This is a genomic window from Paenimyroides viscosum (genome assembly GCF_003858535.1).
Lineage (GTDB): Bacteria > Bacteroidota > Bacteroidia > Flavobacteriales > Flavobacteriaceae > Flavobacterium > Flavobacterium viscosum.
Map to the genome: position 1 here is coordinate 1 of NZ_RQTJ01000038.1, position 25,086 is coordinate 25,086.

General features: G+C 33.7%; 25 protein-coding genes. 19 read left to right on the plus strand and 6 right to left on the minus strand.

Annotation, left to right across the window (positions count from 1 at the left end):
* Positions 1-140, plus strand: a 140-nt coding sequence (locus tag EG242_RS15265) for a T9SS type A sorting domain-containing protein (protein ID WP_148090578.1), incomplete at its 5' end; no start/stop codon positions are given.
* 72 nt (positions 141-212) lie between these two features.
* On the opposite strand, the gene rnpA is transcribed toward EG242_RS15265, so the two are convergent.
* Positions 213-590 carry a ribonuclease P protein component gene (gene rnpA, locus EG242_RS12995; RefSeq protein WP_124900293.1) on the minus strand — a complete coding sequence of 126 codons (378 nt, stop codon included), beginning with the start codon at positions 588-590 and terminating at the stop codon, positions 213-215.
* A 324-nt stretch (positions 591-914) separates the two neighbouring features.
* Here rnpA and EG242_RS13000 point away from each other — a divergent pair, with 324 nt between their 5' ends.
* The 13 genes from EG242_RS13000 to EG242_RS13065 all read left to right on the plus strand — a co-directional run bounded on the left by EG242_RS13000 (position 915) and on the right by EG242_RS13065 (position 15,809).
* Positions 915-1,772, plus strand: coding sequence for an MBL fold metallo-hydrolase (locus EG242_RS13000; protein WP_124900294.1), 858 nt, complete (start codon positions 915-917; stop codon positions 1,770-1,772).
* 67 nt (positions 1,773-1,839) lie between these two features.
* Positions 1,840-3,474 carry a S8 family peptidase gene (locus tag EG242_RS13005; RefSeq protein WP_124900295.1) on the plus strand — a complete coding sequence of 545 codons (1,635 nt, stop codon included), beginning with the start codon at positions 1,840-1,842 and terminating at the stop codon, positions 3,472-3,474.
* 273 nt (positions 3,475-3,747) lie between these two features.
* The gene (locus tag EG242_RS13010; RefSeq protein WP_124900296.1) at positions 3,748-5,637 is read left to right on the plus strand and encodes a M1 family metallopeptidase; all 1,890 of its coding nucleotides are present in this window, start codon (positions 3,748-3,750) and stop codon (positions 5,635-5,637) included.
* A 135-nt stretch (positions 5,638-5,772) separates the two neighbouring features.
* Positions 5,773-6,102 carry a HesB/IscA family protein gene (locus EG242_RS13015; RefSeq protein WP_124900297.1) on the plus strand — a complete coding sequence of 110 codons (330 nt, stop codon included), beginning with the start codon at positions 5,773-5,775 and terminating at the stop codon, positions 6,100-6,102.
* A 92-nt stretch (positions 6,103-6,194) separates the two neighbouring features.
* Positions 6,195-7,643 (plus strand): Fe-S cluster assembly protein SufB, encoded by a 1,449-nt coding sequence (gene sufB / locus EG242_RS13020; protein WP_124900298.1) that lies wholly within the window; start codon positions 6,195-6,197, stop codon positions 7,641-7,643.
* 110 nt (positions 7,644-7,753) lie between these two features.
* Entirely contained in the window at positions 7,754-8,491 is a 738-nt protein-coding gene (sufC, locus tag EG242_RS13025) for a Fe-S cluster assembly ATPase SufC (RefSeq protein ID WP_124900299.1), read from the plus strand.
* A 91-nt stretch (positions 8,492-8,582) separates the two neighbouring features.
* Positions 8,583-9,893, plus strand: coding sequence for a Fe-S cluster assembly protein SufD (gene sufD / locus EG242_RS13030; protein ID WP_124900300.1), 1,311 nt, complete (start codon positions 8,583-8,585; stop codon positions 9,891-9,893).
* Positions 9,894-10,711: 818 nt separating this feature from the next.
* Complete coding sequence (locus EG242_RS13040; protein WP_124900316.1) at positions 10,712-11,929, plus strand: aminotransferase class V-fold PLP-dependent enzyme; 1,218 nt, start codon at positions 10,712-10,714, stop codon at positions 11,927-11,929.
* 71 nt (positions 11,930-12,000) lie between these two features.
* Positions 12,001-12,417: a SufE family protein gene (locus EG242_RS13045; RefSeq protein ID WP_124900301.1), complete on the plus strand. Its 417-nt coding sequence runs from the start codon at positions 12,001-12,003 to the stop codon at positions 12,415-12,417.
* Between the two features lie 4 nt (positions 12,418-12,421).
* Positions 12,422-12,745 carry an SUF system Fe-S cluster assembly protein gene (locus EG242_RS13050; protein ID WP_124900302.1) on the plus strand — a complete coding sequence of 108 codons (324 nt, stop codon included), beginning with the start codon at positions 12,422-12,424 and terminating at the stop codon, positions 12,743-12,745.
* A 1-nt stretch (position 12,746) separates the two neighbouring features.
* Positions 12,747-13,256, plus strand: coding sequence for a DUF2480 family protein (locus EG242_RS13055; RefSeq protein WP_124900303.1), 510 nt, complete (start codon positions 12,747-12,749; stop codon positions 13,254-13,256).
* A 216-nt stretch (positions 13,257-13,472) separates the two neighbouring features.
* Positions 13,473-15,368 carry a T9SS type B sorting domain-containing protein gene (locus EG242_RS13060; RefSeq protein WP_124900304.1) on the plus strand — a complete coding sequence of 632 codons (1,896 nt, stop codon included), beginning with the start codon at positions 13,473-13,475 and terminating at the stop codon, positions 15,366-15,368.
* Positions 15,369-15,383: 15 nt separating this feature from the next.
* Entirely contained in the window at positions 15,384-15,809 is a 426-nt protein-coding gene (locus EG242_RS13065) for a hypothetical protein (protein WP_124900305.1), read from the plus strand.
* Positions 15,810-15,889: 80 nt separating this feature from the next.
* Here EG242_RS13065 and EG242_RS13070 read toward each other — a convergent pair whose 3' ends face one another.
* Both EG242_RS13070 and EG242_RS13075 read right to left on the minus strand, forming a co-directional pair.
* A complete protein-coding gene (locus EG242_RS13070; RefSeq protein WP_124900306.1) occupies positions 15,890-16,909 on the minus strand; it encodes a phenylalanine--tRNA ligase subunit alpha in 1,020 nt (339 codons plus the stop codon).
* A gap of 72 nt (positions 16,910-16,981) precedes the next feature.
* Positions 16,982-17,338: a hypothetical protein gene (locus tag EG242_RS13075; RefSeq protein WP_124900307.1), complete on the minus strand. Its 357-nt coding sequence runs from the start codon at positions 17,336-17,338 to the stop codon at positions 16,982-16,984.
* A gap of 74 nt (positions 17,339-17,412) precedes the next feature.
* On the opposite strand from EG242_RS13075, the gene EG242_RS13080 reads away from it, so the two are divergent.
* Positions 17,413-17,967 (plus strand): CvpA family protein, encoded by a 555-nt coding sequence (locus tag EG242_RS13080; protein ID WP_124900308.1) that lies wholly within the window; start codon positions 17,413-17,415, stop codon positions 17,965-17,967.
* A 19-nt stretch (positions 17,968-17,986) separates the two neighbouring features.
* Here EG242_RS13080 and EG242_RS13085 read toward each other — a convergent pair whose 3' ends face one another.
* From EG242_RS13085 to EG242_RS13095, 3 genes are all read right to left on the minus strand, one after another.
* On the minus strand, positions 17,987-18,799 hold the full coding sequence (locus EG242_RS13085; protein ID WP_124900309.1) for a T9SS type A sorting domain-containing protein: 813 nt from the start codon (positions 18,797-18,799) through the stop codon (positions 17,987-17,989).
* Between the two features lie 88 nt (positions 18,800-18,887).
* Positions 18,888-19,253 carry a hypothetical protein gene (locus EG242_RS13090; RefSeq protein WP_124900310.1) on the minus strand — a complete coding sequence of 122 codons (366 nt, stop codon included), beginning with the start codon at positions 19,251-19,253 and terminating at the stop codon, positions 18,888-18,890.
* 140 nt (positions 19,254-19,393) lie between these two features.
* Complete coding sequence (locus EG242_RS13095) at positions 19,394-20,338, minus strand: NAD-dependent epimerase/dehydratase family protein (RefSeq protein WP_124900311.1); 945 nt, start codon at positions 20,336-20,338, stop codon at positions 19,394-19,396.
* A 147-nt stretch (positions 20,339-20,485) separates the two neighbouring features.
* On the opposite strand from EG242_RS13095, the gene EG242_RS13100 reads away from it, so the two are divergent.
* Genes EG242_RS13100 through EG242_RS13115 form a run of 4 tightly spaced genes read left to right on the plus strand, consistent with a single transcriptional unit; the run spans position 20,486 to position 25,064 of the window.
* Positions 20,486-21,064, plus strand: a complete 579-nt coding sequence (locus EG242_RS13100) for a hypothetical protein (protein WP_124900312.1) — start codon at positions 20,486-20,488, stop codon at positions 21,062-21,064.
* Positions 21,064-24,414: a transcription-repair coupling factor gene (gene mfd / locus EG242_RS13105; RefSeq protein WP_124900313.1), complete on the plus strand. Its 3,351-nt coding sequence runs from the start codon at positions 21,064-21,066 to the stop codon at positions 24,412-24,414. The genes EG242_RS13100 and mfd overlap by 1 nt, the downstream gene beginning before the upstream one ends.
* Positions 24,411-24,827 (plus strand): hypothetical protein, encoded by a 417-nt coding sequence (locus tag EG242_RS13110; RefSeq protein WP_124900314.1) that lies wholly within the window; start codon positions 24,411-24,413, stop codon positions 24,825-24,827. The genes mfd and EG242_RS13110 overlap by 4 nt, the downstream gene beginning before the upstream one ends.
* Positions 24,828-24,848: 21 nt before the next feature.
* Positions 24,849-25,064, plus strand: coding sequence for a hypothetical protein (locus tag EG242_RS13115; protein WP_124900315.1), 216 nt, complete (start codon positions 24,849-24,851; stop codon positions 25,062-25,064).
* The last annotated feature ends 22 nt before the right edge of the window (positions 25,065-25,086 follow it).

The following is a 25,086-nucleotide window of genomic DNA, read 5'->3' on the forward strand; positions in this document are numbered from 1 at the left end:
CTGGCAAGCAGTTACGTACACATACCTTTAACAACGAAGCCGAAATACAGTTAAACGTAGAAAGCTTAGCAAGCGGTACGTATATGTTGCATTTGCAAACAGCGCAAGGTACAGCAGTTAAAAAGCTGGTTAAGAAATAGTTTTGCTTTTATGTATAATATAGATTGTATCGTTGTAGTAAAACAATATAAAAAACTCCCTGATTAAAATAGTCAGGGAGTTTTTTGTAAGGTATCTGTAAACTTCTCAAAAAGTTTTTTGGTTTTTTCTTCAATTTCTTGGTACGTCAGTCGTTCTTTGGTTTGATAAAAAAACATCATAACATAAGGTTCTTTTAAATTGTTCAGCAGCAATTCTTTGTTTAAACGGTAACATTCGCGTAGAACACGTTTAAAATAATTGCGGTCAACCGCCTTTTTAAAGTATCTTTTAGAAACCGAAACACCCATTTGCAACGGAACATCTAAATCTTTCACTGGCACGTAAACCAATCGCAACGGATATTTGGTAACCGTACGTCCTTCCGAAAAAAGCAAATCAATATGCTTTTTCTTTTTCAGCTTTTCGGTTTTGGGATACGTATGGTTCATAAATCAGTACTATGTGGCAAAAATACTGTTTTGTATCGGTTTTAAAACAATTAATTAGCCACAGATTCACATATTTTACTTTTTGGCGAAAATATCAATTTTAATAAACGACGAAATATCAAAATATATATCTAAAAAAATCACCACATAGTAAATTATATTATAGAAACTTTATTAGATTTCATAGTCCACCTTTGGTGGTATAGTTTTGAAAGGTCGGCACTGCTTTAAACAAAAACCTATGTGTCTATGTGGTTTAAAATACCTGTGGCAAAAACTAAAAATTATTCCTATTTTTACTAATTCATAAAAAACAGAACAACAATGAAACTTCATGCCATTGAAGCAGGTAATTTTAAGTTAGACGGCGGCGCTATGTTTGGCGTGGTTCCAAAAGTGCTTTGGAATAAAACCAATCCTGCCGATGCCAATAATCAGATTGATCTTGCAGCGCGATGCTTGTTGATTGAAGACGGCAACCGATTGATTTTGATTGATACCGGTATGGGCAACAAACAGAGTGATAAGTTTTTTGGATACTACAATATGTGGGGTAATTTTAATTTGGAACAATCACTAAAAGACAAAGGTTTTCATAAAAACGATATTACCGATGTATTTTTAACCCATCTGCATTTTGATCACTGTGGTGGTGCTGTTTCTTGGAACTATTCGCGCACCGGTTACGAACCTACCTTTAAAAATGCAACGTATTGGAGCAACGAAAACCATTGGGATTGGGCTACAATTCCAAACCCGCGTGAAAAAGCATCGTTTTTATCAGAAAATATTCTGCCGCTGCAAAAAAGTGGTCAGTTAAAATTTGTACAACCAAATTCAAATCCAACCGAAATAGTATCAGAACTTAACTTTGGCATTTTGTTTGTAGACGGTCATACCGAAAAACAAATGATTCCGCATATAAAATATCAAGACAAAACCATTGTTTTTTGTGCAGATTTGTTGCCAACAGCCGGTCATATTCCGTTGCCGTATGTAATGGGGTATGATACACGTCCGTTGCTTACGCTTTCAGAAAAAGAACAGTTTTTAAAAAATGCCGCAGCAAACAACTATTATTTGTATTTAGAACACGATGCGCACAACCACATTATCACGGTACAAGAAACAGAAAAAGGCATCCGCTTAAACGAAATTTTTTCTGTTAACGATATTTTATGATTTAGCCGTGTAACATATCCGTTTTTTCAATACCAATTAATTAGAATAAAATTTAAGATTATATCAAATGAAAATCAACAAACATCTTTACTTATCAGCTTTAGTAGCTTTAGCCCTAACCAGCTGTAAAACGGCGCAAACATCTTACTTACAAGATTTAAGTGCGTTAAAAGCAATTGAAAATGCAGACCATTTGCCAACAAAAAAAGCAACATTACCAGAAACTAGCTTACAACGTTGGAGCCATTTAGATATTTTAAAGGATACAATTCCTGGTATGTCTGTAGATCGTGCATACGATGAAATTATTAAAGATAAAGTAGGTAAAAAAGTTATCGTTGCTGTGATTGATTCTGGTATTGAAGTAGACCATGCCGATTTAAAAACGCAAATGTGGGTAAATCCTAAAGAAGTTGCTAAAAACGGAAAAGACGATGACAAGAATGGTTATGTAGACGATATTCATGGTTGGAACTTTTTAGGTGCAGCTAATGAAGAACAGTTAGAATTAACACGTATTGTTTCTCGTGGCGATGATGGATCTTCTGAATACCAGCGTGCATTAAAAGAATTAGAAGAAAAACGCAAAAAATTAGAGCCTGCTAAAAAGCGTTTAGAAATGATGCAAGAGGCACACGATAAAGTAGCTTCTTATTTAAAGAAAGAAAGTTTTACGAAAGAAGATTTAGATAAAATCCCTGCAGACGCACCTGCCGATGTTACCAAAGCTAAAAACATAGCTTACACTTTAGTTGCTGGTGGTGGTGAAGCAAAAGATTATTTAAAAGATTTCGATGGTTATGTTAACGGACAATTAAACTATAATTTAAATCCTGATTTTAACGGACGTAAAACAGGTGATGATATTTTTAATATCAACGATAAATATTATGGAGATAATGATGTAATGGGCGATCGTGATCATGCTAAACATGGTACGCACGTTGCAGGTATTATTGCACAAACTCGTCATAACAACATTGGTGGCGATGGTGTAGCATCAAACAACGTAGAAATAATGTCGGTTCGTGCAGTGCCAGATGGTGATGAGTACGATAAAGATATTGCCTTAGGAATTCGCTATGCAGTTGATAACGGTGCAAAAGTAATTAACGGAAGTTTTGGAAAATATTTTGCTCAAAACAGCCAATGGGTTTTTGATGCCATTAAATATGCTGCCGATAAAGATGTATTAATCGTTGTTGCAGCTGGTAATGATGCAATGGATTTAAATCCAGAAGGTGAAGAAATTAAACGTTACCCTAACGATCGTATCGAAGGTACAAATACCGAAGTTGCTGATAACTTCTTAGTAGTTGGTGCATTGAACCCTTCATTCGGAGAAAAAATGGTAGCAAACTTCTCTAACTTTGGTCATGTTGATGTAGACGTTTTTGCTCCAGGAGTTAAAATTTACGCAACAACACCACACGGTAAATACGAATATTTACAAGGAACATCAATGGCATCTCCAAATGCAGCAGGTGTAGCAGCAATGATTCGTTCGTACTACCCAACTTTAACGGCTTCTCAAGTTAAAAGAATTATGATGGATTCTGGTGTAGCTGTGAATCAAGAAGTAATTGTATCTGGTAAAAAAGACGATAAACGTAATTTTAAAGATATATCAACTTCAGGAAAATTCGTAAACCTTTACAACGCTTTAATCATGGCAGATAAAGTTTCTAAAGAAAAAAAATAAAGTATAATTAATTTAGTAATTTAGCTGTTCTCTTTCGGGAACAGCTTTTTTCTTTTATCTTAAACAGTTTTTAATAAACATAAAAGATTGTCATTAAGTAGGAATCTAAAAAAGGGTAATAAAGAATAATACGATAGTTTTTTGTTTTTAATTTATTTAGAATCCAAGAAGTAACACAAAGTTTTCATTCCGTAGGAATCTAAAAAAATGATATAATTATTTCTAAAGAAAAAGAACTATTATTAATTTGCAATAAACACTTAAAATAAAAATATGAAAAAGTTTTTACTTTTACTCATTGCAGTATCAACCGCCGGATACGCACAGCAAAACAATCCCAATCCGGGTTATTGGCAGCAACACGTTGATTATAAAATGGATGTTTTAGTTGATGTTGATAAATTTCAATATTCAGGTACTCAAGAATTGGTTTATACAAACAATTCTAACGATACCCTAAAAAAGGTTTTCTACCACTTATACTTTAATGCTTTTCAGCCAGGTAGCGAAATGGATGCGCGCTTAACAGCAATTGCCGATCCCGACAAACGAATGGTTAAGTCGTTTAAAGGTCCAGATGGTATCGAAAAAAAGCAAAGTAAAATATCCGAATTAAAACCGAATGAAATAGGGTATTTAAAAGTTAAAGATTTAAAACAAGATGGTGTTGCCTTGAAAACGAAAGTAGTTGGTACTATTTTAGAAGTTGAATTGGCTAAACCATTAATACCAAAAGCAAAAGCTGCTTTTACTATGAATTTTGACGGGCAAGTTCCTGTGATGATTCGTAGAGCTGGAAGAAATTCCGAAGAAGGCGTAGCTTTTTCTATGGCGCAATGGTATCCAAAAATGGCAGAATTCGATTTTGAAGGATGGCATGCCGATCCATACATAGGTCGTGAATTTCATGGCGTATGGGGAAATTTTGATGTAAAGTTAACTTTAGATAAAAAATACACGGTTGGTGCTACCGGTTACTTACAAAACAAAAACGAAATTGGGCACGGATACCAAGACGAAGGTGTAAAAGTATCAATCCCAAAAAATCAAAAAAACTTAACCTGGCATTTCGTTGCTCCAAATGTTCATGATTTTGCTTGGGGAGCCGATCCCGATTTTATCCACGATAAAGTAATGGGGCCAAACAATGTGGAGTTGCATTTTTTCTATAAAAACGATCCATCAATTATCGAAAATTGGAAAAAATTACAACCAGAAACCGTTAAGCTGTTAGAATACTTTAATAAAACCATTGGCGATTATCCGTACAAACAATATTCGGTAATTCAAGGTGGCGATGGCGGTATGGAATATGCTATGTGCACGTTAATTACAGGAAAGCGTAGTTTACCAAGTTTAATTGGTGTTACCGCGCATGAATTAGCGCATAAATGGTTTCAGCATGTGTTAGCAACCAACGAAAGTAAATACGGTTGGTTCGATGAAGGTTTTACATCTTTTATAGCCGATTTTGCTGTGAAAGAAATTATGGATAAAAAAAATCAAGAAGATCAAAATCCATTTCAAACCATGTACAACAATTACTTTTACATGGTAAAAATGGGTGGTGAGCAACCTTTATCAACTCATTCTGATCGTTTTAACGACAATATGAATTATGGAATTTCGGCTTATACAAAAGGTGCTGTTTTGGTAACACAATTGGCGTATGTAATTGGTTGGGATAATACGTTTAAAGCCTTAAAACGTTATTATAACGATTATAAATTTACGCATCCAACTCCAAACGATTTTAAACGCAGTGCCGAACGTGTTACGGGTGCTGTTTTAGATTGGTATTTAGTTGATTGGACACAAACCACCAATACCATTGATTATGGTATTAAAAATGTGGATGTAAAAGATAAAAAAGCAACTATTACATTAGAACGAATTGGTTTAATGCCAATGCCAATTGATTTATTTGTGGTTTATGAAGATGAATCTGCCGAAAGTTTTTACATTCCAAATACCTTAATGCGTTGGAATAAACCAAACGCAACGCCAAATATTAAAAGAACCGATTTAAAAGGATGGGATTGGGCTCACAATACGTACACTTTTGATTTTGATACAAAAGGTAAAAAAATAAAAGCGGTTGTAATTGATCCTTCCGAATTAATGGCAGATACCAATAAAGCCAATAACATAAAAGAATTTTAAATAAAACACACCCCAATAGTTAAAACTGTTGGGGTATTTTGTTATGCTTAATTAGTTATAATATTGTTATTAATATGATAAAAATCATAATTTGTACCTATCTTTGCAGTTAGTAAAATTTAAAACCCGAAAATCATGATAAAAGTATCAGAATCGGCTGCAAGAAGAGCTAAAATGTTGATGGAAGATGACGGTTTAAACCCAGAAACTGCCTTCATTCGTGTTGGAGTGAAAAGTGGTGGTTGCTCAGGATTAGAATATGAACTAAAGTTTGATGAAAACGCTTTAGAAACAGATAAAATTTTTGAAGACAGTGGTGTAAAAATCGCGGTAGATAAAAAAAGTTTCCTGTATTTAGTTGGCACAACTTTAGAATTTTCAGGCGGTTTAAATGGTAAGGGATTTGTTTTTAACAATCCTAATGCAGCCAGAACATGCGGTTGCGGAGAGAGTTTTTCTCTTTAAAAAGTATAGTTTTTAGTTTCAGGTTTCAAGTCTAACGTTTAACGTTCAAAAACTTTAAGCCTTAAATCTTAAACTACAATTCAAAACTTATTATGAGCAAATACACAGAAGAAGAATTAAAAAAAGAATTAGAGACAAAGGAATACGAATACGGATTTTATACTGAATTAGAATCTGAAACGTTTCCTGTGGGTCTGAATGAAGATATAGTTCGAGCGATTTCCAAGAAAAAGGATGAGCCCGAATGGATGACCGAATGGCGTTTGGATGCGTACCGAATCTGGCAAGGAATGACCGAGCCTACTTGGGCAAACGTAAAGTATCAAAAACCCGATTTTCAGGCAATTTCGTATTATTCTGCACCAAAACAGGTAGATCCTAATAAATCTATCGACGATGTGGATCCGGAATTGCGTGCTATGTACAAAAAACTGGGGATTTCTTTAGAAGAGCAAAAACGTATGAACAACATTGCAATGGATATTGTGGTTGATTCTGTGTCGGTTGCGACTACTTTTAAAGAAACCTTGAACGAAAAAGGAATTATTTTCTGTTCGATTTCCGAAGCTATTAAAGAACATCCGGAATTGGTTCAAAAGTACATTGGATCTGTTGTTCCAAAAACCGATAATTATTATGCTGCATTAAATTCGGCTGTTTTTTCAGACGGATCTTTCTGTTACATACCAAAAGGCGTTCGTTGCCCAATGGAATTATCAACCTATTTCCGTATCAATCAGGCAGGTACAGGTCAGTTTGAACGTACCTTGTTAATTGCCGATGAAGGTTCGTATGTTTCTTATTTAGAAGGATGTACCGCTCCAAGTCGCGATGAAAACCAGTTGCACGCAGCAGTTGTGGAGTTGATCGCAATGAACGATGCCGAAATTAAATATTCAACAGTACAAAACTGGTTTCCGGGCGATAAAAACGGTAAAGGTGGTGTATTCAACTTTGTAACAAAACGTGCCATAGCAGAGAAAAATGCGAAGGTTTCGTGGACACAGGTTGAAACAGGATCGGCAGTTACATGGAAATATCCTTCGTGTATCTTAAAAGGCGATAATTCGGTGGGCGAGTTTTACTCAATTGCCGTTACCAACAATTATCAGCAGGCAGATACCGGTACAAAAATGATCCATTTAGGAAAAAACACCAAATCAACCATTATCTCAAAAGGAATTTCGGCAGGTAAATCGCAGAATTCATACCGTGGTTTGGTTCAGATTGGCTCGCGTGCAGAAAATGCCCGTAACTTTTCACAATGTGATTCTTTGTTAATGGGTAACGAATGTGGTGCACATACTTTTCCGTATATCGAATCAAAAAATTCAACAGCCAAGTTAGAACACGAGGCTACCACAAGTAAAATTGGTGAAGATCAGATTTTCTACTGCAACCAGCGAGGAATTCCAACCGAAACGGCAATTGCTTTAATCGTAAACGGATTTTCACGCGAGGTTTTAGATAAATTACCAATGGAATTTGCTGTTGAAGCTAAAAAACTATTAGAGATTTCGTTGGAAGGATCGGTTGGATAGTTATAGATATTAGTATTGAGAAGTTAGAATAATAAGATTACACTATAAATATTGATTTAAGATGATAGAGAAGCTCGTTTCTCATATCTCAAATCTCAAATCTTGAACAAATGTTACAAATTAAAAACTTACATGCCTCTGTAGAGGACAAAGAAATATTAAAAGGAATTAATCTGGAAGTAAAAGCTGGTGAAGTTCATGCAATTATGGGACCAAACGGTGCGGGTAAATCAACTTTATCGTCTGTAATTGCTGGTAACGAAAACTTTGAAGTTACGCAAGGAGAAATCATTCTAGAAGGCGAAGATCTTGCAGATTTAGCTCCGGAAGAACGTGCACACAAAGGAATTTTCTTATCGTTTCAGTATCCGGTTGAAATTCCTGGAGTTTCTGTAACCAACTTTATGAAAACCGCAATCAACGAAACGCGTAAAGCAAACGGTTTGGAAGATATGCCTGCAAACGAAATGTTGAAGTTAATTAAAGAAAAAGCAGAGTTGTTGGAAATCGACCGTAAATTTTTATCTCGTTCGTTAAACGAAGGTTTTTCGGGCGGAGAGAAAAAACGTAACGAGATTTTTCAAATGGCAATGTTAAATCCTAAAATCGCTATTTTGGATGAAACCGATTCTGGTTTGGATATCGATGCTTTAAGAATTGTATCAAACGGAGTAAACAAACTGAAAAACGAAAACAATGCGGTTATTGTAATTACGCACTACCAGCGTTTGTTAGAGTATATCGTTCCTGATTTTGTTCACGTTTTACACGATGGAAAAATCGTTAAAACAGGTGGTAAAGAATTGGCACTTGAATTAGAAGAAAAAGGATACGATTGGTTGAAGTAAATTAGTTTAAATGGTTTAAAGTTCAATGTTTAAGGTTAAATATTACAAAACTTTAAACAACACAAACTTTAGACTTTAAACAAAGCAAATAATGGATTTAAAAGAAAAATTATTATCATCATTTTTAGCATTTGAACAAAAGGTAGATATAAACTCAACCTTGCACGATGTGCGTACCGATGCTTTAAAGGTGTTCGAAAATAAAGGATTTCCTACAAAAAAAGAAGAAGCTTGGAAATATACGTCGTTAAATGCCATATTGGCAAACGATTTCAATATTCTTCCTAAAAACGAAACAGCTGTTGACTGGAAAGAGGTTAAAAAATATTTTTTAAACGATGTTGATACTTATAAAGTAGTGTTTATCAACGGTGTTTTTTCATCGCATTTGTCATCTACAACGCACGATGGTTTAGATGTTTGTTTAATGTCGTCGGCATTAACAAAGCCTAAATACAAAATGGTTATTGATAACTATTTTAACCAAATTGCAAATAAAGAAGACAGTTTAACGAATTTGAATACCGCATATTCTTTAGAAGGTGCGTATATCAATATTCCTAAATCGACTGTTGTACAAAAACCAATCGAGATTTTGTATTTCACAACCGGAGCGTCAAACTTTGTTCAGCCAAGAAATTTGGTAATTGTGGGCGAAAATGCACATGTTCAGATCATCGAGCGTCATCAGTCTTTGTCAGAATTACCAATGCTTACAAACAGTGTAACCGAAATTTATGCTGCAAAACGTGCCATTGTTGATTATTACAAATTACAGAACGATTTACTGACTGCCGATTTGGTTGATAATACCTATATCGAACAAAAACAGGAAAGTCGCGTATCGGTTCATACTTTTTCTTTTGGTGGAAACATCACCAGAAACAATTTGAATTTCTATCAGCGAGGCGAACGTATCGATTCTACTTTAAAAGGAATTACAATTATTGGCGAAAAACAACACGTGGATCATTATACGTTGGTAAATCATGAACAACCAAATTGTGAATCGCACCAAAATTATAAAGGTATTTTTGACGACAGATCTACCGGTGTTTTCAACGGAAAGATCTATGTAGATAAAATTGCCCAGAAAACCGATGCTTTTCAGCAGAACAACAATGTTTTACTGACAGATAAAGCAACGTTGAATACCAAACCACAATTAGAGATTTTTGCAGATGATGTAAAATGTTCGCACGGTTGTACTATTGGTCAGTTAGATGAATCGGCGTTGTTTTATATGCAGCAGCGCGGTATCCCTAAAAAAGAAGCAAAAGCCTTGTTAATGTATGCGTTTACCGATGAGGTTTTATCGTCGGTTGCCATTCCAGATCTGCAATTGAAACTTCAAAAACTAATCTCAATGAAACTGGGTGTTAACATTGGGTTTGATATATAACAAAAATTAAAAAAGACTTCTGAAAAGAAGTCTTTTTTAATGCGCAAAAATGGCTTTTAAACCAATAATAGGTCCAATAAGCGTTGTAATGAAAAACACGCGCTAAAAAGTAGTAGGATCTTTAAAACAACAATACCTACAATTACTGTTCTCACCGCACCAATGCCTGTCCAAACAATCTAAGCCACTTGAAGGGTGCCGTTTCTGTAACTTTCATTAGTATTCTCTACTTATTCAGCGAAATTACAAAACCCATATATCAGCCGAAAATTCAATTCCCAAAACTTCTTTAACTTTTCTCAAACAAGTAATGAAAAAGAACTTAAACAATCTGGAAGCAATTAAAATAATCCAGTTTATGTTTTTAAAATTTAATGTAAAAGTCTAAAAAAAAATGTAATCTTCTTATTTTATACGTTTTACTTCTTTAAAAGCAGTAATGTTATATTTTTAAATAATAACATATTAGTGTTATTTATAAATAAAAAAAAGTTGTTTTAAATTTGTTTATTGCCTATCATGTACTTTGGTGTGTTAAGTTTATCTTTTAGTTATTATTCGTTTAAACAATTAACATTGTATTTAAAAGGAATTTAATTCAGTTCCTTGTGAGGCGACTTCAAATGTAATTACCGTTACTTTTAAAAACTGTAAAATAATATTAATAAAATTATTGCCCAATCTAACTCAATTCCCTAAACCGTTTCTGTAAAAAGAAACGGTTTTTTTATTTACAACCATTCTAAATTCCAATTTCAATCTTTCTGTGGTGTTATTTAATATTAGTATCTTTGTATAAATTATTTTTAGAAGTTTCTATGAAGTTCGATATAAATAAAATACGCAGTCAGTTTCCTATACTTCATCAGCAGGTAAACGGAAAACCTCTGGTGTATTTTGATAATGCCGCTACATCTCAAAAACCACAGGTTGTCATTGATGCCGAAGTAAAATATTACAACGAAATCAATGCAAACATTCACCGTGGCGTACATCATTTAAGTCAGGTAGCAACCGATGCCTATGAAGAATCGCGCATAAAAATCCAAAATCACATCAATGCCAAAAACAGTTTCGAAGTTTTGTTTACATCAGGTACAACTTTCGGAATTAATCTGGTAGCAAACGGTTTTGGTCAGATCTTAAAAGCGGGCGACGAAGTCATTGTTTCGCATTTGGAACATCATTCCAATATTGTGCCTTGGCAGTTTGCGTGCGAACGTTCTGGTGCCACTTTAAAGGTCATCCCAATGTTGCAAGATGGTTCGTTGGATATGGAAGCGTATCAAAACCTATTAACAGAAAACACCAAAATTGTTGCGGTTAACCATATATCAAATGCGTTGGGTGTAGTAAATCCAATAAAATTCATTATTGATAAAGCACATCAAGTAGGTGCTGCCGTTTTAGTCGACGGTGCACAGGCAACACCACATTTAAAACCTGATGTTCAAGATTTAGATTGTGATTTCTACGTTTTTTCTGGTCATAAAATTGGCGGACCAACCGGAACGGGAATTCTGTATGGTAAAGAAGCGTGGTTAAACAAACTGCCGCCGTATCAGGGTGGTGGGGAAATGATAAAGGAGGTTACGTTTGAAAAAACAACTTATGCTTGTTTGCCGCATAAGTTCGAAGCTGGTACACCAAATATTGCCGGCGGTATTGTGTTGGGCGTTGCCATTGATTATTTAAACGAAATAGGTTTTGATAATATTGCGGCTTACGAACAAGAATTGTTAGACTACGGAATGCAGCAGTTAAGTAAGTTGAAAGGAATTGAATTTTATGGAACCACCGCTGAAAAAGCATCGGTAATTTCGTTTAATTTCAAGGGAATTCATCCGTACGATGTCGGTGCAATTATCGATAAACTGGGAATTGCGGTTCGTACGGGTCATCACTGCGCACAACCTATCATGAATTATTTCGATATTCCCGGAACCATTCGCGCATCGTTCGCATTTTACAATACCAAAGAAGAAATCGATGCAATGATCGAGGCTTTGAAAAAAGCGCAAATGATGTTGCAATAGTAGAGAAAGTCTTAATGTCAAATGTCGAAAGTCTCTAAAACCTTAAATAAAAAAACGTTAAACAAGAACAAATGACAATTAAAGAAATACAGGAAGAAATAGTTGATGAATTTGCAATGTTCGATGATTGGATGCAACGTTACGAATACATCATTGAACTAGGGAAATCACTTCCTTTAATAGAAGATCAATATAAAGTAGAAGAAAATTTAATCCGCGGATGCCAGTCAAAAGTGTGGTTACACGCCCAAAAAAACGACGATAAAATTGTTTTTACTGCCGATAGCGATGCCATTCTTACCAAAGGAATCATTGCTATTTTAATAAGAACATTTTCAGACCAAAAAGCTGTCGATGTTATGAATGCCGACACCTCTTTTATCGATGAAATCGGACTAAAAGAACATTTATCACCAACGCGTGCCAACGGACTGGTATCCATGCTAAAACAAATAAAATTATATGCAATCGCCCTTCAAGCCAACTGATAATATGGAAGAACAAATAGATGTAAACGAATTAGGAGAAAATATTGTTAAAACCTTAAAAACAATTTTCGATCCTGAAATTCCTGTGGATATTTATGAACTGGGATTGATTTACGACGTTTTTGTGAATGAAAATTACGACGTAAAAATATTAATGACTCTAACATCGCCAAACTGCCCCGTTGCAGAAACGTTGCCAATGGAAGTTAAAGAAAAAGTAAGCTCTATAAACATGGTAAAAGATGTAGAGATCGAATTAACGTTTGATCCGCCTTGGGAAAAAGATATGATGAGCGAAGAAGCAAAATTGGAACTTGGAATGTTATAAAATGGAAGATGAAATTGTAAATAAAGTAGTACAAAGTAGTCTGGTAATCTTCGATCTGGAAGATTATTATCCTACCCAAGAACGTGTTGTTTTAGATATATCGCAATGGCTTTTTCAAGGTTTCATTCTAAAGGAAAAAGAATTTAGAGATGCCTTGAAAAATTTCGATTTTACTGTTTATCAAGACAAATTGGTGGCTATAACCTGCACAACCGATGCTATTTTACCGTCATGGGCATTCATGTTGGTATCGTCTTATGTACAGCCGTTTGCAAAAATTGTGGTTCAGGGATCCATAGATCAGTTAATAATTACCTACTATCAACAATTAATAGATAAGTTAGATTTTTCGGTTTACGATAATCAACCGGTAATAATAAAAGGATGTTCTAAAAAACCAATTCCAGAAGAAGGTTATGTAATGGCAACTCAGAAAATGATGAATCACGCACGATCTATCATGTTTGGCGAAGCTTGTTCCGCAGTGCCGATTTTTAAAAGGAAAAAATAATTTTTTTGGTAATTATACATTATTATATAAATATTATACGTTACTATTTACTAGTATTTTTCTTATTTCAATGCACTTTATTACGTAATATTATTGTGTTCTTTAATGATTTAATTTTATTATAATTTTAATGTTAGGTAAAAATATGTAATTTTAATTTTGTTTATGTGGACTATTTGTTTAAATTTAACGAATTATTAAATTAATTTAATCATTATGTTTAAAAAAATACTTTTCTTTCTGCTCTTTGCAACCGTGAGTATGCATGCTCAGAAAACAGGACCTGAATATGACTGGTTCGATATTAGAGTTGATGATATTGAAGTCGATACAAGATTTGTTCGCGATAGTGAAGATCCAAACACATACATTGTATGTAAGGGGAAAAGGATTGGTGTTAAACCTATATTTCAAACACAATATCTTCGTGGAACTCCTAAGTACGAAATGGAGCCAATTCCCCATAATCCTTATGAACTGAATCCTCTATTAAATGGTGGTACAGAAATTCAGCCTGGTACAGTTTCTTGGGATGATAATAGAGCAGATTGTCCTGTGGAAATACCATTCAAATTTTGTTATTTTAATCAAACATTTGATAAAGTATATGTTTGGAGTAATGGTGCAATAACTTTTACTAATGAAACTCAATGTAGTACTTCTACTAGATTTTCGTATATAACCGACTATGTTAATGGACCTATTCCAGGTGGACATTATAGAAATCAATTTCTTAACACAGTGTTTGTTGCGCTTCAACATTCACATTGGGATAAAAATATATATCCTTTTGGTAGTATTAATTATCAAGTTTATGGCACCGCACCAGACCGAAAATTTGTGATTAGTTTTTTTGATATGCCAACTGCGGGTTTAAATCCAACGGCATGTCCACCACCTGTCCCTTATCAAAACCATCAGGTTGTTTTGCACGAATCTACAAACGTTATAGATGTAAATATTATTTTTCATGAGAACTGCCCAGCTGGGGATTCTATGAAAGACGATCATGCATTAACTGGTATTATCGATAATACTGGAACTGTTGCATTTTCACCTCCAGGTTGGAACTTTACACCTTGGGCAGCAACAAAAGAATCTTGGCGTTTTGCACCTGCAGGAGATTGTGGTTATAGAACGCAATTTAATATTACTGATAGTAAAGGTACAAGAACAGTTGTACAAGATTGTGAAGGAGAGTTAGATCTAGTTATTGAAGAACTAACAGAAATTGAAGCTGTTTTAATAGTGGAAATTTGTGGTGGAACCTATAGTGAAAGTTATAAAATAAGAGTTCGCCCTGCCATTGAAATTGATAAAGTTAACTTGGAACATATTGTATGCGACAAAAATCAGAATACTTATGATTTAAACATATTCACAAAAGAGATAAAAGATAATCAATCGGCTTCAGCTGCAGAAATAGCTAAATTACGCTTTAATTATTATTCATCAGAAGATGATGCTACAAATAAGATAAATAATATTAAAGATCTTAGAGAATATCCTATTAAAGAAATCGAAAATCCGATTTATGTAAGAATTGAATATTCAGAATTGGAAGAATGTTACGAAATTTTACCGATTATGATTATCAAAGCTCCCGTAGAAGTACTTCCAAAAGAAGATGTTTTCCTTTGTACAGAATATACATTACCTGTGTTAACGAATGACGAGTTTTATTTTAGAATGGAACGTTTAGATGAAGATGCGAAATACGTTGTAGAAACTATTTTAGATGTAAAAGAAAATCAGAAAATTACTAAAAAGGGTTATTACAGAGTATATGTTAAAAAAACAAACCAATACAAATGTGAAGACGTTAAATCATATTTATTAATGGTTGAGAACTGTGATTATCCTAAAGGACTTTCTCCAAACGGGGATGGTGAAAATGATTATTTAGATTTAACTTATAACAATGTCTACGAATTAAAAATTTATAACCGTTACGGAAAACTTGTTTATGAACACGGTAAAGGATATAAGAGACAGTGGAGTGGTCAAGACTCTAGTGGCAAAATCTTGCCATCGGGTACTTATTTTCTAAAAGTTAAAACAAAGAACTATGAGTATCAAGATTGGATACAATTAATATACGAAACAAAATAATTTAAACATTAAGCAATGAGAAATTTTATATATATACTTGTATTAATCGTTTCTACAAACTTATATGCACAAAGTGGTATAGAAAATGATGAGCTATTTTTAAAGTATGAGCAAGCTTATTTAAATATGAATAGCCAAAACGAGTTTAATAATTATGAACAAGCAATTAAAAATTTTTATACAAGTTTTGTAAATTATAAAGACAGATCTAAATTTACAAAAACGAAAGACAAAGAACGTTGGCTAAATAAAAATTATTCTAAGTTGAATTTAAACTCTGCAACAGAAGCACTTAATTTGTATAATGCTTTAATTAATTCAAAAGCAATTATAGATAGTAAAAATAAAGTTGTTGAAGACACTCGCAACGAGCTATTAAAAAAATACGACGTGAACCTAGTATGGGAAACCTTACAAAACAGGATTAAAGCTCGTAAATAAAACTAAAAACCGCCTCATAATTTTATGAGGCGGTTTGTTTTTATAACGTATTTAAAGAGTTAATTGCTTAAAATTACCTGCTAAAAATTTGATTTAAATTGCTCTAGAAAGCGTACGTCGTTTTCAAAATACATGCGTATGTCACCAATTTGATATAAAAGCATTGCCATGCGTTCTAAGCCCATGCCAAAGGCAAAGCCAGAGTATTCATCGGGATTAATGTTAGATGCCTTTAAAACATTAGGATCTACCATTCCACAACCCATAATTTCTAACCAACCGGTTCCTTTTGTAATTCGGTAGTCCGTTTCGGTTTTTAAGCCCCAATAAACATCAACTTCTGCACTTGGCTCGGTAAAAGGGAAATACGACGGGCGAAGACGAATTTTCGACTTTCCGAACATTTCCTTCGTAAAATATAATAAAGTCTGCTTTAAATCGGCAAACGATACATCTTTATCAATATACAAACCTTCTACCTGATGAAAAATACAGTGCGAACGCGATGATATAGCTTCGTTACGAAAAACACGACCTGGCGAAATGGTACGGATAGGAGGTTGGTTATTCTCCATGTAACGTACCTGAACCGATGACGTATGCGTACGCAACAAATAATCTGGATTCATTTGTACAAAAAAGGTGTCTTGCATATCACGTGCCGGGTGGTGCGCCGGAAAGTTCAACGCTTCGAAATTATGCCAATCATCTTCTATTTCTGGACCTTCGGAAACATTGAATCCAATATTCGAAAACACATCAATAACTTGGTTTTTTACTAATGAAATAGGATGACGAGAACCAATGTTAATTGGCGTTCCCGGACGTGTTAAATCACCAAAAATACCTATTGATTCTTCCTTAGATTCTAACGTGTCTTGAATAAGTTTAATTTTACCTTCAACAGCATTTTTTAATGAATTAATTGCCTGCCCAAATTCCTTTTTTTGGTCGTTTGGAACATTTTTAAATTCGGCAAAAATTTCATTAATTAAGCCTTTTTTAGAAATAAACTTAATTCTAAAAGTGTCTAAAGTGTCTTTATTATCGGTAGTAAAAGCTTCCGCTTCGCCAATTAATTCTTTAATTTTGTCTATCATTGTTTTTATAACAAGGTAATTACTGCAAATTTACGCTTTTTGATCGATGCTAAAAATTAGAATGGTTAAAAATTAGCTTATATATCCGTTATCTAAAAAATAATTTACAATTGCATCTTTCATAAGTACAGCTTGTTCACCAGCTTTTAAATGAGGTAGTTGGTCTTTTATTGTATAATGTGGCCATCCGTCGGTATCGAAATGTGAAAATTCGTAATAACCAAAAGGCTCTAGCAATCTACAAATAGCTATGTGCATTATGTTTACTTTTTCGTCTTTCTTAAATTTTTTATTGAATTTACCTAGTTCTTGTATACCAATTAAATAAGTAATTCCGTCAACATCTAAAGGATCTCCATCGGCAAATTGATTCGATAGTTTTTCAACCAATAAATTCCATCGCTCTTTTAATTCTTCGTCTCTTGCCATAATAATTTTTAATATACTACAAAGATATTTCTTAATAATGAAACTATTTTATATTTGCACTTTATTTTAATGATATGATTGTTGTAGATTTAATAATTGCTGTTTTATTGGGATATGCCTTGTTTAAAGGAATAAAAAACGGTTTGGTAGTATCGGTAATTTCATTAATTGCGTTGATTGTTGGAATCTACATTTCCTTACGATTTTCGTTTTTTACGCGCGAATTTTTAACCGTAAATACACAGTGGAATCCTAACACCTTAACCATTGCAGCATTTTTTATAACCTTTGTGGCAGTGTTGGTATTATTGTTTTTTCTTGGGAAAGCAATTACAAAAGTTGCCGAAACCTTGGCGCTTGGTTTTGTAAATAAAATTTTGGGTGCTGTTTTTGAAGGAATTAAAATGCTGTTGATCATTTCGGTTTTTTTGAACTTATTCCAAAAGATAAATTTCAATAATTTGATAGTTTCTAAAGAAAAACTAGATGAATCGGTCTTTTATAAACCAATAGAAATGGTTTCTAAAGAACTATTTCCGTTAATGGAAGAATGGTACAAAATAGCTTTAAGCGAGGCTTCTGAAAATATTGAAGCAATGAAAGAAAACAAAAAATCCACTTCGTTTTAAAAGTGAATTTTTGTTAATGTTATTTCTTTATAAATTTAAAGGTAGAAACATTCTTGCTTTCAGTTTCAATTCTTAACATATAGATTCCAGATTTTAAATCGGAAACTTCTATTGAATTACTACTGCTATTTGTTGTAAGCGACTTAACAGATCTTCCTGATAAATCATAAACAGTTAAATTAGATATATTCTCTTTATAATCGATATTTAACCTATCTGTAACAGGGTTAGGATAAACGTTTAAATTCACTAAATCTAAAGTTGGGGTAGCAGCAGAGTCATCAATGTCAATTTTAAAATCATCTATAATAACTTCCCAATCACCAGAATTGTAAATAAAATTATACTTTACTCTAAGATTATCCAAGCTGGAAATCGAACCCGTTGGAATGGTATATGATAGAAGTTGACAATTGTTTGATGGTGTAAAGTTTGTACTGTTAGTGGTTAATGCACTATGCCAAGTATTTCCATTATTTAAGGTGTACAACATTTCAACAGTACCAAAATCACCTACAAAAGGTGTTTCTAAATCAAAATCCATTATTTTTAAATTGTAACTAATTGTTGCGATTCCTGGTATGATACTTACATATAAAGATGTTGTAATCTCGGTTATTTCGCTTTCATAAATGTTAGCATATAGATATTGTGTGCCACTGCAAGCGGTATAGTAATCGTCTATTCCAATAAAATTATCCGTAAATGTAGCGTTCCATCCGGTAGGTAATGCATAATTTTGAAGTGCATCAAAATTTTCATTTGTAAGTTGTACTTGTGCATTACAAGCTAAACCAAATAGAGTAATTAATGTTAGCGTAATTTTTTTCATAAAATGTTATATTAGTTATTTGATTACTAATGTAATAAAAAAAAGGCATCAAAATATTTTGATGCCTTTTTTAGTATAAATTAATTTTTTATTTACTTGCTATCCAAGTTCCTTTAATGCCCCCAGCACCATCGTTAACCCAAGTCCCTGAACCGTTTGATTTTGAAACTGATCCAACGAAACTTCCTATATCTTCTTCCGTGCCATCATCATTGGTTTTAACTAATATCATAGAAAGTTCTCCATGAATATTTACTTTGCCTTTTAACGTTAGCTCTTGGGTTTTAAAACCGTTAGATTCAACATCGCCAATAATTTTACCATCACCATTTACTATAAAATCAATAGTACCAGAATCGCTGCCAGAATAAGTACCAAGCCAACTGCCTTTGTATTTAGCGTAAGGTGATGTAGTAGCTATTGGATCTTCTTCATCATGACAAGATACAGTCATAAGTGTTAATGGCAATAATATTAATAGAAGTGAAAATACTTTTTTCATGATTATATATTTATAGTTTAGGTATTTTTTATGCTAATGTAATAAATTTTTGGAATTTACCATGATAAAAAATATTTTTTTAAAATATAGGGTTATTTAGAAAGATTTTCTAACATAACTTTTGTCATATTCTCTAAATTATATTCTGGTTTCCAATTCCAATCATTGGCTGCTGCAGAATCATCAATACTTGAAGGCCAAGAATCGGCAATTGCCTGACGGAAATCGGGTTCATAAGAAATCTTAAATCCTGATTTCTCCTTTGCGATTGCCACTGCAATCTCTTTTGGTGTAAAACTCATTGCTGCTAAGTTGTAAGCAGATCGTATTTTAATATCTTCTGCTTTTGCTTGCATAATGCCTATGGTTGCACGAATAGCATCATCCATATACATCATTGGTAATTCAGTGTTTTCAGATAAAAAACAAGTGTAATTATTGTCACTTACCGCTTTGTAATAAATGTCTACAGCGTAATCGGTTGTGCCGCCACCCGGTGGAGTCTTCCAAGAAATTAATCCTGGATAACGGATAGAACGTACATCAACACCATATTTATTAAAATAATATTCGCACCAACGTTCACCAGCTTGTTTAGAAATCCCATAAACGGTAGATGGTTCCATTACGGTATATTGTGGTGTGTTTTGTTTTGGAGTTGTTGGTCCAAAAACCGCAATACTTGATGGCCAGAATATTTTTTTAATCTTTTTGTCTTTTGCTAAATTTAGTACATGGAAAAGCGAATTCATATTTAAATCCCATGCAAAAGCCGGATTTTTCTCTGCAGTGGCAGAAAGTAAAGCAGCCATTAAGTAAACTTCGTCAACTTTGTATTTGTTAACTAAAGCTTCAACCTGCTCATAATTCATGGCATCTACAATTTCAAAAGGACCTGTTTTAAAAACATCTTGTTCGCCTTTTCTAATGTCTGATGCTATTACGTTTTCTGTTCCGTAAATTTCTCTTAATTTTAAGGTAAGTTCAGAGCCTATTTGTCCGCAAGCTCCAATAATTAATATTTTGGTATCGTTCATGTTGTTTAGTTTCTTCTACAAAGATAGCTTTTGTAACTATTTTTTTAAGTGTTTTTTAAAAAAAGCTTAATAGCATCTTAATATTTAATGTTAAAACAGAATTCTACCGTCAATATTAGTAATTTTGTACTTTGCTAAAGATATTTTATGAAATATATTTTAATGATACTCTTACTTGTAACGGTAACAATAAGCTGTAAAAAAGAGGTAATAACTACCCCGAATGTAACTACTAAAATTTCGCAAGATTCTATGGTTAAAACCATTCATGAAAAATGGAAATTTACAGTAGTAGTAAACAATCCAACAATTAGTTCTAAGTTAAACAATTGGGAAGATTGGCGCAATTATGTAAATGAGTTAACAATAACGCCGAGTGCTAGTAAAGCAAATTTAATACGTAGAGCAAATGCATTGGTTGAAAAAACGGCTGTTTTAAAAAGCAATATTCCAGAATTGTATAACAAACCCGAAACAAAAGCCCGATTAACATTGTTAGAAACGCACGTGCAAAATCTTGATATGCAACTAGAATTAGTTCCGTTAAATAGTAAAGAAATAATCTTGTTGCTTGCCAATATTCAAAAAAGCACCAATTCTCTTATCAATCAGTTTAACGAGTTCGAAGTAAAATTAAAAATACCGAAAGAAGTTGGCGAAGATAAACTAATTCAGCCGATTGATACTATTAAACGTGCCACTTTAAATGCCTTACCTACAGAATAATGAGTATTAAAAAAGTATTTGAACAAGCAACAAAAACGCAGCAATTACAACAGCAGCTTAACAAGTTAGGTAATAAAATCCACGCCAAAGGATTTATCGGCTCGGCATTGTCGTTTCAAATTCAGGCATTGTTTAAAAACTCTGAACAACATTTTTTATTGATTTTTAACGATAAAGAAGAAGCTGCTTATTATTTGAATGATTTGGAAAATCTGATTTCGAAAGATTATGTGTTGTTTTATCCGGGTTCGTACCGCCGTCCGTATCAAATCGAAGAAACAGATAATGCCAATGTGTTGTTACGTGCCGAAGTTTTAAACCGGTTAAATGCCCGTAAAAAACCGGTTGTGATTGTTTCATATGCCGATGCGTTGTTCGAAAAAGTGGTTACTCGCAAGCAGTTAGATAAAAACACCTTGAAAATTGCTGTTAACGATAAGATGACGATTGATTTTGTAAACGAAGTGCTGTTTGAATACAATTTTAAACGAGTGGACTTTGTTTCGGAACCGGGCGAATTTTCGGTTCGTGGTGGAATTATCGATGTGTTTTCTTTTTCGAACGAAAATCCGTATCGTATTGAATTCTTTGGAAATGAAATAGATAGTATCCGTACGTTTGATGTGGAAACGCAGCTATCAATCGAAACCAATAAAAAAATTACGATTATTCCCAATGTCGAAAACAAGTTTTTGCAGGAAAACCGTGAAAGTTTCTTGAATTACATCAGTCCAAACACGGTTTTATTTATTCAGAACACCCATTTAGTAAGCGACCAACTTACCAAAATGTTTCAGAAAGCAACCGAAGCTTTCGATAAATTAAATAAAGATGTTCAGCATTTGGCACCTGAACAAATGTTTTTGCCTTCGGCAGAATTCCTACAAAAAGCCGATGATTTTACAGTAGTTGAACTCGCACAGCAAAACTTTTTTACACCCCATTTTTCTGTCGATTTTTATTTCAATCCGCAACCGTCGTTCAATAAACAGTTCGATTTGCTTATAGAAAATCTCAATGAAAACACTGAAAACGGTTTTACAAACTATCTGTATTGTTCCAGTGAATCGCAAAGCAAACGTTTCGAAGAAATTTTCAGCAGTTTAAAAGATCAAAACAAAAGTATTCAGCAATATCAAACGGTGGTAATGCCTTTGTATCAAGGTTTTATCGATAAAGAAAATCAAATTGCGTGTTATACCGATCATCAAATTTTTGAACGCTACCATAAATTTAGCATCAAAAACGGGTACACCAAAAAACAAACCATTACCTTGAAAGAACTTACCACGCTTTCGGTGGGCGATTACGTAACGCATATTGACCATGGAATTGGGAAGTTTGGCGGTTTACAGAAAATCGATGTCGATGGTAAAAAACAGGAAGCTATAAAATTGGTGTATGCCGATAACGATATTGTGTACGTTTCAATCCATTCACTTCATAAAATATCAAAATACAACGGCAAAGAAGGTGCGCCGCCAAAGATTTACAAAATTGGATCGGGTGCTTGGAAAGCCTTAAAGCAAAAAACAAAAGCACGGGTTAAGCATATTGCTTTTAATTTGATAAAGTTATATGCCAAACGCAGATTAGAAAAGGGTTTTGCCTGTGCACCCGACAGTTATTTGCAGGCTGAATTAGAAAGTTCGTTTATTTACGAGGACACGCCCGATCAGTTAAAATCTACCATTGATGTAAAAACCGATATGGAAAATGAACGACCAATGGATCGATTAGTCTGTGGAGATGTTGGCTTTGGTAAAACCGAAGTTGCTATTCGTGCGGCTTTTAAAATGGTTGATAACGGTAAGCAAGTGGCTATTTTAGTGCCAACAACCATTTTGGCGTTTCAGCATTACAAAACCTTTACCGAGCGTTTAAAGGATATGCCAGTTAAAGTTGCTTATTTAAATCGATTTAAAACTGCTAAACAAAAAGCCGAAACCTTGAAAGAATTGGCAGAAGGAAAGGTAGATATCATTATTGGAACGCATCAGTTGGTCAATAAAAATGTGGTATTTAAAGATTTGGGATTATTGGTGATTGATGAAGAACAAAAGTTTGGTGTTGCCGTAAAAGATAAATTAAAAACCATTGGCGAAAATATTGATACTTTAACGCTAACTGCAACGCCAATTCCAAGAACTTTGCAGTTTTCATTGATGGCAGCGCGCGATTTATCGGTAATTACAACCCCGCCACCCAACCGTTATCCTATTGAAACAAATGTGGTTGGCTTTAACGAAGAAGTGATTCGTGATGCGATTGCTTATGAGATAGAACGTGGTGGACAGGTATATTTTATCAATAATCGTATTGAAAATATTAAGGAAGTTGCCGGAATGATCCAACGTTTGGTACCAAATGCGAAAGTTGGCATTGGTCACGGACAAATGGAAGGTAAAAAATTAGAAGAGTTGATGTTGGCTTTTATGGACGGCGAATTTGACGTTTTGGTTGCCACAACCATTATTGAAAGTGGGTTGGATGTTCCAAACGCAAATACCATTTTTATCAATAATGCCAATAATTTCGGACTTTCAGATTTGCATCAAATGCGTGGTCGGGTAGGGCGAAGCAACAAAAAAGCATTTTGTTATTTCATTACGCCGCCTTACAGTGTAATGACCGAAGAAGCGCGCAAACGTATTTCGGCATTGGAACAATTCAGTGATTTAGGTAGTGGATTTAATATTGCTATGAAAGATTTGGAAATTCGTGGCGCAGGCGATATTTTAGGTGGCGAACAAAGTGGATTTATCAATGAAATTGGTTTCGAAACCTATCAAAAAATCATGAACGAAGCTATTGATGAGTTGAAGGAAAACGAGTTCAAAGATCTATATGAAGAAGAGCAAAATATCGATACAAAAGAATATGTAAAAGATATTGTAATAGAATCTGATTTTGAGATTTTGTTTCCTGATGATTATATAAACAGTATTTCTGAACGACTTTCTTTATACAACGAATTAGCGACTTTGAAAACTGAAGATGAACTGATTGCTTTTCAGAATAAATTGATCGACCGATTTGGTGCATTACCTAAACAAGCAATAAATTTGTTAGATTCGGTTCGAATTAAATGGATCGCCTCAAAAGCAGGAATTGAAAAATTAGTATTGAAACAAGGTAAAATGATTGGCTATTTTGTAAGCGATCAACAATCGATGTATTATCAGTCGGCACAATTTAGAAAGGTATTACAGTTTATTCAGTTGTATCCAAAATTGGCAACGTTAAAAGAAAAACAAACCAAAAACGGCTTGCGTTTGCTGTTAACGTTCGATCAGGTGAAATCAATTCATAAGGCATTGGAGAACCTTCAAAAATTAGAGCAATTATGAGAATTTTAAGTATATTTTGTTTTTTGTTAATGTCAGTCACAAGTGGTTACGCACAAGATACGTTAACTATTGAACACCAACCCATTATTATTGATGCAAGTTATGCCGGTGGCAATACCGAAGATTTATATTACTATGTAAACAATAACTTTAATTACAACAACGTAAAAAAAGAAGATATTCCTGCAAAGGCAAAAAACCAACCGTATTTTGTTTTTTATGTTGTGTTTGCAGTGAGCGAAGATGGAAAAGCATTTGAGTTTTCGCCTAAAGAAATTTCGGCAGAAAACAGTTTTTATAAAGAAGCCGTACGTGTAATTGCATCAACCCGATGGAATGTTGCTACAAAAAACAACGAATATAAAAAACAGTTTATGGTGATTCCGATAAAAGCAAATATTGGGGATTTTTAAAAAGTTTTAGTAAAGGTATTTATGGGATCACAAAACACATTAATTGATAATGATAATTCTAGTTTTAATCTTGCATTAGATAAACTCTTTAATTCAGATGAAAACTTGTTTATAATTGGTAAGGCAGGTACTGGTAAGTCAACATTTTTAAAATATGTTGTACAAAAGAATATAAAGAAGACAATCGTTCTTGCACCTGTAAATCGTCAGCAAAAAGTGGACAGTTTAGATACATAATTTAAGATAGTGTTTTCTAAAA